Raw genomic sequence first — 18,768 nt, forward strand, 5'->3', positions numbered from 1 at the left:
ATTAGCTATTTCGTATAGGTGATGGGTTTCAGCTTCTAATCTGTCAAAATAATCCATTTTATCGCCACAAATTACAAAAATTAATTCAGTAATAATCTATTGATTCTCATAATATTAATAGTATTTGATGATGTGAAAATCCGCAATTTTTCATGAAAAATCATGTTGAAAAATATTTAAATATATTGTAAAAGATACCTTTAAATTGTAATCGGTAGTCGAACTTTATTTTATTATTGCTATTTTGGTGATAAAAATGTCAAACAAGAAACCAGTAAATGCCATGTATGGTAGCAAAATGAGTTTGAATCTTGACAAACTCAAGAAAGACAGTAAAAAAAATGAAGAAAAAGTTGAGGAAGTTCCGGTTGACGTCGAACCTGTTGAAGAAAAAGTCGTAGAAGACATCAAGGAAGATGTTGAGGAAGTTCCTGCAGAAGATGAAACCGAAGAAGAAACCTCTGAGGAGGTTGTTGATGAAGTTCCTGAAGAGGAAGTAGTTGAAGAAGCTTCTGATGATGTTGTTGAAGAAGTAGTTGAAGAGGAAGCTGTTGAAGAACCTGCTGCAGAAGAGGTTGTTGAAGAACCTGTTGAAGAGGAAGCTGTTGAAGAACCTGCTGCAGAAGAGGTTGTTGAGGAAGCTCCTGAAGAGGAAGTAGTTGAAAAAGCTCCAAAAGCAGAGTCCAATGAAAGATCCATAGATAGCTTGAAAAAGGAAATTGCCGAAAAGGCAGAAAAGCTATCCAACCAATCAAGCGAACTCAACTATTTGACCAATAAGATAATTCCAAAGCTCAAAAAAGAGAATTCCGAGCTGAAAAGCCTTAAGATGGAATTGACAGACGCTTTGGAAAAAAGTACCAGAAAATACTTCGATCAGTTGGATATCAATGCTGATTTGACTGACAAGATAGGAAAACTTGGTGCTGATGCGGCCGTCAATAAGGTAAGGGCCGACAAACTTGAAAAAGAACTTGGAACAATTAAAGATGAATACGAAGCTAAAATCGCTGATTTGAAAAAGGAAATCGAGTCAATCGACCTTTCAGAAATCGATACCTTAAAGGATGCAAATCAAAAATTAAACAATAAAATCAGTGAGCTTAAAGGCAAATTGGACAGTTCCAAGGACAAAAACAGCCAACTTCAAGATGAAGTCGACGAGCTAAGAAAAGACTTGATTGAAATAGGCGATTATAAGGATGAAGTGGATAGGCAAAACAATCAGACCATTTCCAAATACGAAGAGGAAGTGTCTTCACTCAAGACACAACTGAAAGTTAAGGAAAGCAGTTATGACAAGCTATCCAACGAATCAAACAAGGCCATTTCCGATTTGAGAAAGCAAGTCGCAAAACTTGAAGAGGCATTGGAAGAAAAATCCAATAAAGGATTGTTCAAAAGATTCAAATAGATGATTAATTTCATCTATAACTTATTTTTTTTATGAAGACTGATGCTTATTTTATGAATGAAGCCATTGCGGAAGCTGAAAAATCCCTGGCTGAAGGAGGCATACCTATCGGTGCAGTGCTGGTTAAGGATGATGAAATCATTTCCAGAGGACACAATAGGCTTATCCAAAACGGCTCCGTACTTCTGCATGCGGAAATGGATGCTATCGAAAATGCAGGCCGTCTGAATCATGAGGATTATGTAAAGTGCACATTATACACCACACTGTCCCCATGTCCGATGTGTTCCGGTGCGGTGATACTGTACAACATACCGAAAGTCGTGATAGGCGAAAACACAACACTGATGGGTGCGGAAGGCCTGCTTGAATGCAATGATGTTGAAGTGGTGGTCCTGAATGACGCCAAATGCAGGGACCTGTTTTTGGATTTCATAAGCGAAAATCCTGAAGTTTGGGATGGCGAACTTGCGAAAGTGGGAAACACAACCGAGGTGAAATGATGGAGATTATTGTAACTGACGAACGTGATGAAAGGTTTATAGAGTTTTGCGATTCATTCGGCTGTTCGGTGGAGGAACCTCAGGTAGTGCTGCTTCTAAACAGCTTCAAAAAGATCGTAGGCTGCGCCAGCTTCAAGGTGTATGATTCAGAGTCCTGCGAAATAACAACATTGTTCTTGAACTCATACGATGACCGTGAGAGAATCGCCTACAAACTGATCAGGCAATTGGAGAAAATAGCTATTGACTATGAATTCAAAAGCGTCGTCGTCAGCTTCGACAGCAGGGAAGATATCCTTATCGAGATATTTGAAAAATTGGATTATCGCTTTGTAGATGATTTGCTGATGAAAAAAGAGTTTAAAAGTTTGATTTAACTAATTTTTAAAATGCTTATTTTAATGTCCCTGATTCATACTTTTAAAATGATTATCCTTTTAAAGCAATATTTCATTGGTTTTTATTGAATGTTTTTTGACTTTTTTTGCGCTGCAGTTGTTGCGTTTCTGGAAACATTTCGCAATGTTTATATTATTGTGCGCATATAAACTAATCTTGTAAAGCAAATGTTATTATGTATAAAGTATATTTTAATAAATTTGCTTTATTATTTGATAACAGTTAGTTTAATTAATCACTTCAAACTAAGTTATTAATAGTTATTGAGATCGTACTTTTGAAAGCTTCATTGATTTTATAAATTTAGTTTAAACTAATTATTAAATTAAATGGGGACTTAAATTTGAAATTAAATAAACTCATCTTAGTTAGTTTATTTTTACTGGCAATCCTATGTTTGGGTGCCGTCAGTGCACAGGAAGTGACTTCCCAAACAGATGTAGGGCAGAATCAGGATGATTTGATTCCTGTTCCGGAAGTTAGTGAAGATACAACTATCGAAGATACACAAATAGCAAGTATTAACGATAACGATAAACTGACTGCATCAGATGAGGATACTGTTGGAATTGCGGAAGAAAAAGAAGTTTCTGCAGTCGAAACACTTGATGTGATTTCAGACAACGGAACTTCCGGCAACGAATCCGATAGTATCACTGTCGATGTGACAAACGTATACAAGGGTGAGAACAATACAATCACTGTAACTGTACCTGAAGCAACAGGAACTGTAGAGATTACCGTGGGTAACATAACATACACTCCAAGCTTTGTTGATGGTGTGGCTACACAAACTATTTCTCAATACGATGACGGACTGAACACCGTAACAGTCAAATATAATGATATCATTAAAGAAACTGTTTTTAAGGCGCTTGACGGTGTTGTGACCAATGAGACTTTTTCCGATTACTTTGAAATTGTTGGCAAGTATTATGAATTAATGAGCTTTATTCCTGAAGGTGCGACTTTAGACTTTAGGGGTGTTGTTCATGTTGAATATTCATTTGACAACGCTCTAAGGATTAATATTAACAAGCCGATTAATATAATTTCATCCACCAAGGATGGGGTGATTGATTATATGGGAAACTTGTGGGTTCTTGCCACTGCTGATGGCTGTAATTTCTCAAATATTGAGTCAGTAGGTGGTATAACTGTTTTTTCTTATAATTTTGCCTTAAGCAATTCATTTGTTTCTTATTTTTCTGGTAATGATTATTGCAAAGTATCAAACTCAACATTTGATTCATCATTTGACCTTGGATCTAATTCAGTAATTTCAAATTGTACTATTAATAGCCAATGGGGAACTGGGATTCACAAATTTGATAATGTCACTGTAACTGATTCTACTTTTAATCAGGGCATTCTAATAAGGGCTAATCAGGCCGCCATACCTAATGTTGACTTTATAATATCAAATTGTATTATCAATGGTGATTTGACATTAACTAATGTGGGAGATACTTTAATTGAAAAAAATGTTATTTTCGGTAGTATTACAATTAAAGGTAAAAATATTCATATTAAAAATAATACTGTTAGGGCATACTCATCTAATTATGCCGTTTCAATTGCTTCTACAAGTGATAAGGATAATGTGATTGTAGATAATGTCCTTTATTCAAAAAATTATTGTGGAAATAACGCAGTTTCATTGAATAATTGGGCTGTAAACACAATTGAAAACAATACTCCTACACAGATTGATTTGGGAATCAATATGACTGTAGACACTATATTTTACGATGAAAACACTACAGTTACAGTAAATATGTCTGGTGTTGAAGGCAATGTTACATTCTATCTCAATAATCAACCGATATCTGTTGTTGAATTAAGCAACGGCATTGCAACACAAATTATTGATGGAATGTATAACGTCGGTTCCAATGATATTTCCGCAGTATATGAAGACAAAATAAATGATCTTTACGCTATAAATCGCATTTCATTAACTGTAAACAAAGTCGATTGTATTGTTGGATTGGTTTATGATAATGCAACTGAAGGAAAAACAACCACTGTTGATGTAGTTTTACCTAGTGATGCAAATGGTACTATTATTTTCACCATAACTAATGGAGATTATACCATTACAATCAATCAGGTTGCAAATGGCAGTCAGAATATAATCAAGATTCCTGCATTGTTTGAAGGTAATTACACAATTTCTGCTGTTTTCAACAGCATTAAGTATGTGGTCAATTCTTCTAGCGGAATTATCAGTTTTGTTCATGTTCCTGTGTATAAGTTGTCTGCTAAGGCTATTAGTATGGATTATTATGATGGAACCAAGTATAAGGTTCTTGTAACCAAGGATGGTAAGGCTGTCGGAGCTGGTGAAATCGTAAAAATCACATTCAACGGCAAAACCACAAGCGTAAAAACCGATAAAAACGGTTACGCAACACTAGCATTAAACGCAGCTCCAAAAACATACACAATAAAAGCCGTATACCAAGGAAAAACAATATCAACCAAAGTAGTAATCAAAAACGTCTTAAAAGCAAACAACTTAGCTAAGAAAAAAGCAACAACAATCAAATACACAGCTACCCTCAAAAACAGCAAAGGCAAAGCGATTGCAGGAAAAGTAGTAAAATTCAAAATCAAAGGAAAAACATACTCTGCAAAAACCAACAGCAAAGGAGTAGCAACAGTAGCACTCAAGAACTTAGCCGTCGGAAAATACTACATCATATCCTCATACGGAACATGCACAGTTAAAAAACTAATAACAATCAACAAATAAGGGGATTTTATAATGAACTTTAATAAAATTATATTAATTAGCTTATTATTACTGGCCATTGTCAGTTTTGGAGCTGTTAGTGCAGCGGATAATGCAACTGATGATGCAACAACATTAACTGTGCAACCAACTTCAGACGATATGGCTATTCAAGATAGCGAATTAGACAGTAATTTGGCATTGGAAGATAATGTTGAAGAAGAAAATGTACTTGAAACTGCCGATTCAGGCGGTGAAATAGTTTCTGGTGAAAACGAAGAAGTGTTAAATGATCCTGTGTCATTTGTCATAACCAATGAAACTTTCAATAACTATTTTGACAGTGAAGGCAGATTATTGGATTCAGTACCTGAAGGGGCAACATTGGACTTCCAGGGTTCCATTGTAGCATCCGATAATATTAAAGCGATTTACATCAATAAATCAGTAAATATTATTTCATCAACCAAGGATGCAACAATTACATTAAACACAGTAAATGGTGAATTGGGAAAAGAGAATATTGCTGGTAGGTTTATGATTGATAGCGTTTCAGCAGTTATAATCAAAGATATTGTGTTTAACAGAACTCAAATGTTAATATTTGACTCAAGCAGTGTTGTTTTAGACAATATCAGCTTGATTTCTGATAATTACAGGATTGTTGAAGAAGGTAGTAGTGCACAAATACGTAAAACTCCTTTCATGAAACTTTCTAATATTAATGGTTTCACATTGAAAAATAGTTACTTATATCTTCACAATATTGGATCTAAGATTATTGATTTCACTGATACAAAAGAAGTTTTGATAGATAATAATACTATATATGGATATGCGGATGAGCCTAATAATGAACAAAGAGTTAACGGCGTGATTATGTTCTCAAATTACGTTGACACATCTGTAAATATCACTAATAATAATATTGATGTCAAAGAGTATATGGTTGCCAATAATATTTTAGCCAAAAATATTTTGTTTGAGAATAATACCCTAACACATCAAGACGCATACAATGCTGTTGCGTTGAATTTTGCTTTAGGCCAATCTGGTCAATCCGAAAGGATTATTGTGAGAAATAATAATCTTATGAGGATGGATTTAAATGGACCTACTACTATGTACAATAACATAGTTGCTTTTACAGTAACTTCTAACAATGGTATATTGATGTATAATAATACAATAGGTAATGCTTTATCTGTTAAAGCAGATAGTACTCTTTACAATAATACTGTTAGCGGTCCTACAACATTGGATGGGAATAATATCATTTTAAAAGATTCTAATGTTTCTGCAGTTACTATTAGTAAAAATATGAAAAATATTACAGTAGAAAATAATAATATTGTTGGTTCAGTTTCCATCACATCTACAGAAACATATGTCCGAAATAACACAATTGTTGGAAATATCGCCATAAAGAATCCGGGTGCTTGTGAAATTAAAGACAACACAATAAACGGTGCAATAACAATCTCTTCTAAAGCATCAGTTATTCAAAACAACATCATCAATGCTCAAAATGCAAATTATGCTGTTACCATTAACAGTAATAAAAATTATATAAACAATGTAATTTCCAATAACAGGCTTTATTCCAAGCTTTATTGTGGTGACAATTCTGTTTCATATAATGAAAATTATATTAATACCGTTGAGCATAACACTCCTGCAACCCAAATCGATATTCCAGTCAATTTGACAATGGACGTCATTTCCTATGATGAGAACACAACTCTTGTTGTGAACATGCCAGGTTATGAAGGCAATGTTTCAATCGATGTAAATGGTGAAAAACATGTTGTTGAGCTCGTTAACGGCATTGCATCATATGTAATAACCAAATATAATTTAGGCACCAACAATGTTGAAGTTATCTATGAAGATGATGTAAACGATATTTGGGCTATCAATCACACAGCATTTACTGTAAATAAGGTAGGCGTTTGTCCTATTGAACTAGTTTATGAAAATGCGACTGAGGGCAAGATTGCTAATGTTAATTTGGTATTGCCTAGCGATGCAAACGGCACTATCGTATTTGAAATAACAAATGGAATATACACTGTTGATATCACTCTAAACGCTAACGGCACCAACAACATAATTACCTTGCCTGGTTTGTTTGAAGGCAATTATACAATGTCTGCTACCTTTTCAAGCGTAAAATATGTAACAAACTCAACAAGTGCAACTATTAGCTTTGTTCATGTTCCTGTGTATAAGTTGTCTGCTAAGGCTATTAGTATGGATTATTATGATGGAACCAAGTATAAGGTTCTTGTAACCAAGGATGGTAAGGCTGTCGGAGCTGGTGAAATCGTAAAAATCACATTCAACGGCAAAACCACAAGCGTAAAAACCGATAAAAACGGTTACGCAACACTAGCATTAAACGCAGCTCCAAAAACATACACAATAAAAGCCGTATACCAAGGAAAAACAATATCAACCAAAGTAGTAATCAAAAACGTCTTAAAAGCAAACAACTTAGCTAAGAAAAAAGCAACAACAATCAAATACACAGCTACCCTCAAAAACAGCAAAGGCAAAGCGATTGCAGGAAAAGTAGTAAAATTCAAAATCAAAGGAAAAACATACTCTGTAAAAACCAACAGCAAAGGAGTAGCAACAGTAGCACTTAAAAACTTAGCCGTTGGAAAATACTACATCGTATCATCATACGGAGCATGCACAGTTAAAAAACTAATAACAATAAAAAAATAAGGAATTTTTATTAATTCCTTTTTTTATTTTTTTTTAGGAGGTAGTGTAATGAATAAATATGTATTATTCAGTTTGATTTTACTAACCTTTCTGTCTTTGACTGCTGTATGTGCAAGTGATGAGAATACAACGGTTAGTGAAAATTTAAATTTGGCTATTGAAGATTCATCTCCAATACTTGAAGAAGTGGAATCAGATAATCTTGAATCTATTTATGAATCTTCAGATGTATTGGCCTCATCGGATAATGAGATCGTTTCTGAGTGGGATAATGCCAGTGAAGATATCAATGTTGAAGTAACTAATGTGTTTAACGGATATGAGAACACCATTAAAGTAAGTGTACCTAATGCAACTGGAAATGTAAATATTGTTGTAGGGGACAAAACCTATTCGCCGGAATTTGTTGACGGCGTTGCAACACAGACAATTTCTGAATATGCAATAGGGTTAAACAATGTAAGCGTTAGTTATAACAATTTAACAAAAAACACTTATTTCAAGGCTTTGGACGGTGTTGTAACTTACAAGACATTTTACGATTATTTTGATGAAACCAACGGATATAAACTTCAGGAGTATATTCCAAATGGAGTAACCTTGGATTTTCAGGGTGAGATTACCTACATTAACTTAAATAAAACAACTGACTTTAATATTTTAAGCATAATCATTAACAAGCCAATCAATGTCATTTCCTCCACAAAGGATGCTTTCATTGATTTCAATGGCAAAGCGGGTTCCCTTTTAGGGGAATATCAGGGTTCCAAGTTTTCCATCGACAATGGCGGATCCTGGTCCAATGTAACCGGTCTCACCATACACAATACTCAGGTATGGTTCTACAACACTCATCATATCACTGTAGATAACATCAGCGTAATTGTTGAGGATGCTAGAATCGGTTCAGGCGTTGGCGCAACATCCCTTAGGGCAAACTCAACATGGTGCACCATCAAAAACAGCTATTTCTACACAAGAAACAACGGAGGGTCAAGTTCACTGGTTATGGCTTGGGCGGACTATTGCACTTTCGACAATAACACTGTTGAGGTCGAAGGAAATGTCGGAAATCTAATGTATCTGACAACATATAATGTTGATTTTCCAAACGATGTCGTTCCAAACTGCCATAACAATTTAACAAACAACAGGTTAACCGGTCGTGGAGCAGACATATCCTGGATGCTGGTTCTTACAGGTTTTGATAACCTTATTGAAAATAACACCATCAATTCTCCTGGCAGAGGTATTGCTAATCAATGGGTTGATACATCATGGTATGGTGGAGATGCCGTTCCTGAAGGAAATAGATATATTAATAATCATTTATATGGTGGAGGCACTATGAGTGTGTCTGCAAGGTCCATTGCATACAATAACTATGTAAGTGGGGCTGCAGGGATTTCAGAAAATGCAATATTTTATAATAACACGGTTTTGGGAAATTTCAATGCTAATATAAACAATACAATATACGATAATTATTTTGGAGGCGCGTTTAAGGTTGATTCGAAATCTATTGGATATCTAAATATTTATAATAATACAATCTCCGACTTAGCCATGGAATATGAAAGAGATTGGGTAAATATTGAAGATAACATTATTAATACTATAGTTTGCTCTTCAAATAATGTAGTGCTAATTAATAATAATATAAATAGGATGTCTCTTATTTCAGATAATATTTCTGTAATCAACTGTAATATTTCAGAATTGGTTATAGGAAGTGATTCTTCAAACATCAAAGTGGAAAACAACACAATCAACGGTCTTGTAACTGTCCTGTCAAACAACAACATAATCACAGGAAACAACATCACTTCCACAAAGGATTATGCAATAGATTTGAGAAAAACAACAGGCAACATCATAACAAACAATTATCTGATGAGTTCTAAAGAGTTTGGAAACACTGCAGTGTCATACACTAATCCAAACACTATCCGAGACAATTATCCGATTGCCCCTACCGTATTTATCAGTGTAGAGCTTGTAAACAATTTCGAAAACATTGTAACTGTCACAGTTCCAAACGCTACAGGAACCGTAACCATTCAGGTTTCAGACAAAAAATACGCATTAACTTTGGATAATGGATTTACATCACAGAGAATTTCCGGCCTTGATCCTGGAAACTACACTTTAACCGTAAAATATCAGGATGACAAAAGTCCAATCTATGCAAACAATGAAACCACAATTACAGTTCCGAAAATGGACGTCTACACATTCGAAATCACTGAAACAGAATTTATAGAAGGAAATGTGATTTTACCTATCACATTGCCGGATGATGCTGACGGAATCATTACAGTAAACGGAATATATCAAAGTGAAGTCAATGGAAACTGTTGCAGCGTAGCTTTGGACTTGACTGAAGGCGAATACAATCTAACAGTCGCATACACCGGTTCTGAAAGGTATGCCGATAAATCTATTCCAGTCCACATCAGCGTTGCTCACAATCCTAAAGCGGTATTGACTGTTTCAGACATTTCCAGCTATTACCTGACTGGTACAATCAAGGCGACTTTGACAGATTACAATTCCGACCCGATAGCAAACGAAACAATCGTTTTCACATTGAATTCCAAAACTTATAAAATCAAGACAAATGAAAACGGCGTCGCATCATTCAATTATAATCTGGCGGTAGGCTCTTATAAATTAACCGCAAAATTCTCAGGAAACGAGAACTACACAGAAAACCAAACCCAAAGTACCGTCAAGGTCCTTTCAAGATTCACTTCAAACAAGAATCTGGTGATGGACTATTATGATGGATCCAAATACAAGGTTCGCGTAATTGGTGATAACGGCAAGCCGGTAGGCGCAAATCAGGTGGTGACCTTTAAAATCAATGGTGTAACAACCAAGGTCAAAACAGACAAGAACGGCTGGGCATCCCTGATTATAAAGAACCTTCCGAAAAAGTACACTGTGACAGCCACCTACAAAGGCCAGACTGTCAAAAACACAGTGACCGTAAAGCAGACCTTAAGGACAGGTATTGTTGGTGTCAAAAAGACAGCAAAGTACTTCAACCTGAAGGCTACTTTGAAAACAAGCAAAAACAAGCCGATTAAAAACAAAGTCATAACATTCAGGTTCCTCGGAAAGAACTACAGTGCAAAAACCAATGCTCAGGGCATTGCCACAGTAAAAATTAACAAGAATGTTATAGACAAGCTCAAAAAAGGCAAGAAATATGCTTTCACCGTAAAGTATGTTTCAAACATAGTAAAAAATAACGTAGTTGTAAAATAGGGATCATAACTCCCTATTTTTAAATTTTCATGTTTATTCAATTACTCGATTTGAATTGAGGCGTTTAACTTTAGAAAAAACTTCAAAGGAGGTGAAAATGTGGATTATAAATTAATATTTACATTGGTATTCATATCATGCCTGCTTGGCATGTCCTGTGTTTTTGCAGGAGATAATGTGACCTGCACAGATAATCAAACACGAGTAGAAGACACCCTTCAGGCAATAGATGAATCTGCATTGGCCCCCGACGTTCCGGATTTGGTAAGTAACGACACGTTCTATGTCAATTCAAAAAACATTGAAAGCTACTTCCCAGAGGGTACCTTGGATAGCAAATATGAAAACAAGACCCTGATATTCATGGGAGATTTTGAAGATGTAGGGGTGCTTGCCATAAAATCCGACTATGTTACTATAAAAGGTGACGGATCAACCATGAAAAACACCGTGTTCGATATTTCTGCAAATAATGTTGCTCTAAATAACATAAAATTAGATTTAAACAGAAACTTCCCGGAAATTGAGGGCGCGGCGGTCTATCTGAACGGAAACAACATTTCCCTAGTTGATTTGAACATCAATTATGTAGTGCCATACAATGTTGATGCGTATGTCCTTTTTGGATATGGATTATTTAAATCACCTTATAATAATCTTAAAATTATAAATTCCACTTTCTACTTTGAAGCTCAAAACGTTGAAGTTAAAAAGTATAATTGTGCTGTCAAATTGACCAATTTTCACAATAGCTTGATGGAAAACACTACAATTATAGCTTCATTTCCCCTAAACGAAATATCCTTCAATTACCACGGTGCGGACCTGGACTCAGATTACATATATAATGTGGGCATTGAGGGATGCGACAATTTCGTTTTCAAGTCCAATGAGATTATTTCAGATGTCAGCATGAGGCCTTCCCTTGAGTATCCGACATTAGATGCTGTAGTTCTAAGTGGGTCAAACAATTGTCTTTTTTACAACAATTCAATTTATGTGACTGATTTTGTTACAAATCCTGGAGTTGAAAATTACCTTTACGGAATAAACGTTCACAGAATGACCAATTTGACAATTGATTCAAACAGAATCTCAATGATTACAACAGGCGGCAAATTGGCTTTGGGAACCGCATATCCGATACAGGTAAATGGACCAATCATGGGTGTGAATATCACAAACAACGATTTGTATTCATTCTCAAACGGACCAAATATAGGCATTTACTCTGTTAATTACTTCGGCGAAACTTCAATTTCAATAACCAACAACAGGATAAACGTCACAGGACTTGCTGGAACTGATGAGTGGGCGCTGGTGTCAGGTATCGAATCCCAGGATTCAAATGCTGAAATACTTAACAATCAAATTGAGGTTCACAGCGTGGGTGATGTCGGCATCTACGATAACCTTTTTGCAATAAGCTATCGTCAAGGTACTGACGGGTCCCACACATTCAATATTCAAAATAACACCGCATTCACTGACGGTTACATGGCTGTTTTTCTATTGGGCTCTTATAATTCCACTATATTAAATAATACATTGATATCTTTCAATGCTAATGCAGAAACCGGTTCCAATAGTTACGGTGCCGGTAGGACTTTCTCTCATATAGGTGATACCACCGAGGGAAACACTGTTATTAACATTAAAGATTATCTGGCTACATTGAATAGAATCGACGGAGGAAGTCAGGCAACCCCGATATCCGGCGAATCTTCTACTGATATTGGTGGAACCGGACTGAACCCTCAAGCATCTAATCAGTATGATTCAAATCCATTGATTCCAGGATATTTCGACACTCATGGAATAAGCGATTATTCAAATGACGATGACAATACTGGAATTAAGGATATAATAGAATCTCATAGCAATGTCAATGGGGCTAGAACATCTGATAGTTCAAAAAACAGCAAATCAAATGATTATGTTGTTATGGAAAATATTGATTCGAATGAAGCTATTGATTCAAATTCAACTTTAGAAAAAAGCAATTCAAATTCTTATGTCTCATCAAACAACACTGAAGCATTTGCCACTCCAGATATCATTGGAGATGCTTCACCGATTGGTGGTGTATCTTCATCAGCACAGGCAACTGCTCAAAGTGTTAGCAAAAGGGCATATGAAATTGAAGCGATGAAAAACAAAGAGGAATTTATTCCTTCTACAATGATTGTTGTTTTGACAATGGTCTTATTATTGGTAGGTTATAGACGTCGAGATTCAAACTTTGAATAAAACTCAGATTTAAAGTTAATTAGATTCTCATCTAATTTTCTTTAATCTGTTTTAAACTTGGAGGCTATCAAATTGGATACAAATAGAATATTTGTGTTTGCATTTATCATAATAATGTTGGTATCAGTTCAATCAGCTAGCGCAAGCCAAAATTCCACAGATGGTCTGTCTGACATCCAGTTAAATGAAGGTGAATCATGTTCATCGGTTATTGAAGCGATAGAAATGGCACAAGCCAACGATACTATCTATCTGGATGATGGGAATTATAATGAGCATGATATTGAAATAAACAAGTCATTGACGATAATAGGTAAGAACAGCACCATTTTCGATGGTCTGTATGCAAACTCATTGTTTACAATCGACAATGCCTCACAGGTAACATTCAAAAACATCAATTTCATTAATTATTGCAAGGAAGGCAACGGTGCGGTGTTCGACATCAAAGGGTCAAGCAGCGTAATATTGATTAATTGTAAATTCATAAACAACACTGCAGCCATAAGCAATTTCGGCAATCTTTACATTTATGATTCTTATTTTGATAACAACTCTTTAGATAAGCAATACTCCGCAGGAGGGGCTATCTCAAACGAAGGAAAATTATACATTGAAAATACAACATTTAAAAATTCCCACGGAACATACTACACCTTTGGAGCGACAATATACAACAATGGTGATTTGACATTCAACAGGTCAACAATAACCAATGCATACGCTCAGGAGGAGTCCAAGGGGTCAGCGTTATACAACAATAAAATAGCATTCCTGATTGATTCGGTATTTGAAGCCAACACAATAGAAAGGTATAACTTCAACTACATGATGGGTACGGTTTTCAATCAGGGAAACATGACATCAATAGGTTCCATATTCAGAAACAATACAGGAAAGTATGTGAAACCGAATACCTGGTATGAGGGAACCCCTACAATCTACAATACAGGAAACCTGAACCTGTCGGGCAATGCATTCATTTCAAATGTCTACTTCAAGGGCCTGGCCCTGGACGTGTTCAACAAGGGATCCAAAAGCATTTGCCTTGACGGCAACTGGTGGCAGACAAACGAAAATCCAATAGATGCAGGCAGAATCAACGAAGGAAACACAATCTCCACATGGATTGTACTTGAAATAACACCAGAATATTCTGCACTTGCAATCAACGAATCGGCCGAAATAAGCGCATCATTGAGGCTCAACAACGGTGAAAGCATAGCCAATAACCTGCTTTCAAAATTCAATATAACCTTCGAATCAATGTTTGATGCAAAGGGAAGCTATGAAAACAACGTTTTCACATTCAATCACACTCAGGAGAAAGGCACATACAATGTTACAGTAAGCTTTACAGATTACAGCCTGACAGCAGTTGTCGATGTAGGCAAGATTCCAGTACATATATATCTGGAGGCAAATGGCAGTATAACCTATCCTGAAAATCTGTTCATAAGCTTCAGCACAAATCTTGCCAACGAAACAGTAACAATAACTTTAAACAACGAAAGATTCACAACTAAATTGGTCAACGGAAGAGGAAACGTAACATTCATCAATCCTGTTCCGGACACTTATGTATTGTCCCTGACCTATGACGGGGATGAGAACCACTTCAAGGCATTCAACTCCACAACCGTCACAGTCAACAAGATGGAAGTGAATCTGGGCATTGAAAACATCAGAGACATCAAAAGCGATGAGACTTTGGTTGCATATATCACCTTAAGTCCTAACGTAAGCCCTGTAACCGCACAGCTCTATATCAACGGCGCCTTTACAAAAACAATCTATCTGTACAATTCATCAACCGAATTGACATTCACAAACATGAGGGAAGGCAGATACAACATTACAGTTTTCATTTCACAGACAGAAAACTATTTTTCAGCAAATATTTCAAAGTCATTCAATGTGGGAAGATATGACCCGCAGTTAGGCATAAATGTAAGTGATATTCATTTGGGCGAAAACCTGACAGTATTCATTTCATCAAATAACTTCACAGGATATGTAAATCTTTTAATAAACAATCAAAGTAATATGATTTTGGTCAATAACGACACCAATATTACAGTTCCTAATTTGGAAGGCGGAATATATAACATTTCAATTATATATGCTGGGGATGACATATACATGCCTTCAAGTTCATCCGCCACATTCAAGGTAATCAGAAACAATCCTGATTTGAATGTGGACATCACACAAATGAACAAAACAGGGATAATTGAAGTAACAGCAAATGCAAGTGCAACAGGACGCATAGGTGTTTACGTAAACTTCGATGTATACTATCAAAATCTAACTGATGGCAGAGCAGCATTCAATGTGGAATTTGACAGCGGAACAAACTATGTATTCGTTTTTTACGATGGTGACAGACTATTTGAAAACGAAACCTATAACACTACAGTGATTTTCGATGAGGAATTTATCCTTCTTGGAGACGATGTGGAGGTGTTCGAATACAACGATTTCACATATTCCGTGAGGCTCATAGAAAAGAACAGAATCACAATGCCAAACCGCAACGTTACAATAATGTTCAACGGTCAGGAATACAATATTATAACAGACAAGGATGGGATTGCAAGCATAACCTTGAATCTGGCCCGTGGAAGCTATTCAATAGCTGCAAGATACAAAAACGAAACAGTAACAAACAATATCCTTGTAAAAGAGGTAGATTTCGATATACTCACTGAAACCATTGTTTATGGTGAGACAGAAACGGTTAATGTAATTTTTAATCAAAACATCACAGGCAGCCTTAACTTCAATATTGATAATGTTCTAAATCGGAGCGTAACAATAAATTCCTCAAAAGCAGTTTTAAGCATATCAGATTTAAATGCTGACACATACAATCTAAAGGTGACCTTTACAAATGCTTTCATCTCAAAATCAATCAATGCAACATTTGAGGTCAAAAAGGCAGACCCTATGATAACCGTCATGGCAAATAACATCAGACCGGGTGAGGATGAAATCATTGAAGTGACTGTTTCAGATGGCATAACCGGAAACATAATCTTCAAAATAGGTAACAGTACACATGTAAGACAAATCATCGATTCAAAGGCAGTTTTAAACCTGACAAACCTTGAAAAGGGGATTTATAATCTTTCAGTAAGCTATGGTGGAAACCAAAATTACAATCCAGCAACTCACAAAAGTTCATTTTCAGTCAGGGATTTGGAAACACCAATTGAATTCAGCATAAACTCTCCTCATTATGGAGAAAACATAGTCGTAAGCGTTAAGTTGAACTCAACAGCTTCGGGAAAAATCACATTTGAAGTGGCAGGCATTTCCAAAACGGTGGATGTGATAAACGGGGAGGCAAAATGCATATTCACAAACATTGGTGCTGGAACATACAAAATCAATGCAAAATATGAGGGGGACATGACCTTCGCAGATTCTTCCAACTACACATTCGTCAGGGTCATGAAAGCCACATCCGAAATCAGCATAGTAACAGGTGAAATCACATTGGGTGAAAACATATTGATTTATGCAGTGCTGTCCCCTAATGCAACAGGGGAGGTTTACTTCTCGATGACCAACTATTACTCACCGAGGGCAAAGGAAATCACAGACGGCACAGCTATCTGGTACATATCACCATTGGAAGCCGGAAGATATGATGTGGTGGCCAACTACATGGGAGATTCAAATTACAACCCGTCCAATACAACATTCACCCTTAAGGTGTCACAGGTCAAATCATTCCTTTCAGTTTCAATCAATGATGTGACAAGCAGGGACAATGTAAAGGCAAGCATCAGTCTTCATGATCTGGATGACAATCCGATTACCGGATATGTCAAATTGATAATCAGGGGAAAGACCTGCTCGGTTTATGTAAATAATGGTAAAGGGTCATTTGTCATTGGAAAGATGCCTGCAGGCAACTACACATATTCTGCAGTATTTGAAGGTGATGAGGATTACTCAACATCATCAGCAGGAGGCCAGTTTGAAGTGGCCGAAGATTTGTTGAGGGTTGATTTGACATCAAACAACATTACTGCATACTATAAAGGTCCACAGATTCTGACAATTACATTGACTTCAAACGGCAAACCAATTTCAGGAGAAAGCATAACTGTTAAAGTGAACGGAGTCTCATATAACCTTGTAACTGACTATAACGGAAAGGCCAATCTGAGTCTGGACTTGAAGCCTGAAACATATACAGCTTCAGTCACATTCAATCAGACCCTATCATATAGCGCAGCTACAGCAAATGCTAAAATCAGGATATTGTCCTCAATCAATGCAACGGATGTTGTCAAGTTGTACGGCACTGGAACCCAATACTTTGCAATGTTTTATACAAAAGAGGGTAAGGCATTAGCCAATACGGTAGTCAAATTCACCCTTGCAGGCAAGACATATAAGGTAAAGACATTGCCGAACGGCGTTGTCAGGCTCAACATCAACATAAACTGCGGAACATATAAGATAACCGCTATCAATCCTCAGACAGGTGAGAAGAAGGTTAATACAATCAGGATATTTAAGAAAATCATGTCAAATAAGGATGTAACCCAATTGTATGGTGCCGGTAAAGTATACAAGGTCAGAATCTACAATGCAACCACTGCAAAGGCAGTAAGTGCGGGTAAAATTGTCAAATTCAGAATAAACGGCAAAACATATAATGTAAAGACAGACAAGAACGGTTGGGCAACTTTCAAATTCAACTTGGCTCCTAAAACATATACTGTGAGGGCATCATTTGACGGGTATTCCGTTTCAAACAAGATTATCGTAAAACCTTTGATTTCAGCAAGAAACATCCTTGGAAAGAACATCAAAAAACTTGACTTTAAGGTAAAAGCCATAGATTCCAAAGGCAAGGTCGCGAAAAACAAGGTCATAACGGTCAAGTTCAGGGGCAACACCTACAAGGCCAAGACCAATGCGAAAGGAATAGCTATCGTTGGATTGAAGAACTTGAAGATTGGAAACTATAAGATAATTTCCATATATGGCAAGTCCAAAATCACAAATACAATTAAGATTACCAAATGAGCGTTTCAAAAACTTTTCGTAATTGTTTATAACTGTGTGCATATAAGCTATTTTGTAAATTAAATAGTATTATATATAAAAAATATTTTAATAAGTTTGCTTTTATTGTTTAATAATAGTTACTTTAATTAATCACTTTAAACTAAATTAATAATAGTTATTGAGATCGTACTTTTGAAAGTTTCATTGATGTTATAAATTTAGTTTAATGTCTTAAACTAAGTATTAAATTAAAATGGGATTATACTTTTGAAAGTAAAAAAATATTCCTTCACAGTAAAGCATGTTTAAATATTGTAAAAAGGTCAGATAATGGTCAAAAATGGAGAAGTCTACAATATTAACATCATATGTAAAACAGACATGGTTATATATCAATAAAATCAATAATATTGATATTTTATCAGTAT

8 protein-coding genes are annotated in these 18,768 nt (G+C 35.9%); all 8 read left to right on the forward strand.

Features of this window, described 5'->3' with window-relative positions; genetic code table 11:
* The first annotated feature begins 256 nt into the window (after positions 1-256).
* The 8 genes from Q0W25_RS05650 to Q0W25_RS05685 all read left to right on the forward strand — a co-directional run bounded on the left by Q0W25_RS05650 (position 257) and on the right by Q0W25_RS05685 (position 18,358).
* A complete protein-coding gene (locus tag Q0W25_RS05650; protein ID WP_298519984.1) occupies positions 257-1,414 on the forward strand; it encodes a hypothetical protein in 1,158 nt (385 codons plus the stop codon).
* Between the two features lie 32 nt (positions 1,415-1,446).
* The gene (locus Q0W25_RS05655) at positions 1,447-1,917 is read left to right on the forward strand and encodes a nucleoside deaminase (protein WP_297827805.1); all 471 of its coding nucleotides are present in this window, start codon (positions 1,447-1,449) and stop codon (positions 1,915-1,917) included.
* The gene (locus Q0W25_RS05660) at positions 1,917-2,294 is read left to right on the forward strand and encodes a hypothetical protein (protein WP_298519988.1); all 378 of its coding nucleotides are present in this window, start codon (positions 1,917-1,919) and stop codon (positions 2,292-2,294) included. The genes Q0W25_RS05655 and Q0W25_RS05660 overlap by 1 nt, the downstream gene beginning before the upstream one ends.
* Positions 2,295-2,659: 365 nt before the next feature.
* The gene (locus Q0W25_RS05665; RefSeq protein ID WP_298519991.1) at positions 2,660-5,074 is read left to right on the forward strand and encodes an Ig-like domain-containing protein; all 2,415 of its coding nucleotides are present in this window, start codon (positions 2,660-2,662) and stop codon (positions 5,072-5,074) included.
* 12 nt (positions 5,075-5,086) lie between these two features.
* Positions 5,087-7,786: an Ig-like domain-containing protein gene (locus Q0W25_RS05670; RefSeq protein WP_298519994.1), complete on the forward strand. Its 2,700-nt coding sequence runs from the start codon at positions 5,087-5,089 to the stop codon at positions 7,784-7,786.
* Positions 7,787-7,834: 48 nt separating this feature from the next.
* Positions 7,835-11,059 carry an Ig-like domain-containing protein gene (locus tag Q0W25_RS05675; RefSeq protein WP_298519998.1) on the forward strand — a complete coding sequence of 1,075 codons (3,225 nt, stop codon included), beginning with the start codon at positions 7,835-7,837 and terminating at the stop codon, positions 11,057-11,059.
* A 99-nt stretch (positions 11,060-11,158) separates the two neighbouring features.
* The gene (locus Q0W25_RS05680; protein WP_298520001.1) at positions 11,159-13,309 is read left to right on the forward strand and encodes a hypothetical protein; all 2,151 of its coding nucleotides are present in this window, start codon (positions 11,159-11,161) and stop codon (positions 13,307-13,309) included.
* Between the two features lie 72 nt (positions 13,310-13,381).
* On the forward strand, positions 13,382-18,358 hold the full coding sequence (locus Q0W25_RS05685) for an Ig-like domain-containing protein (protein ID WP_298520004.1): 4,977 nt from the start codon (positions 13,382-13,384) through the stop codon (positions 18,356-18,358).
* Positions 18,359-18,768: the final 410 nt, after the last annotated feature.

Origin of the sequence: uncultured Methanobrevibacter sp., assembly GCF_947166415.1 — an archaeon.
GTDB lineage: Archaea > Methanobacteriota > Methanobacteria > Methanobacteriales > Methanobacteriaceae > Methanocatella.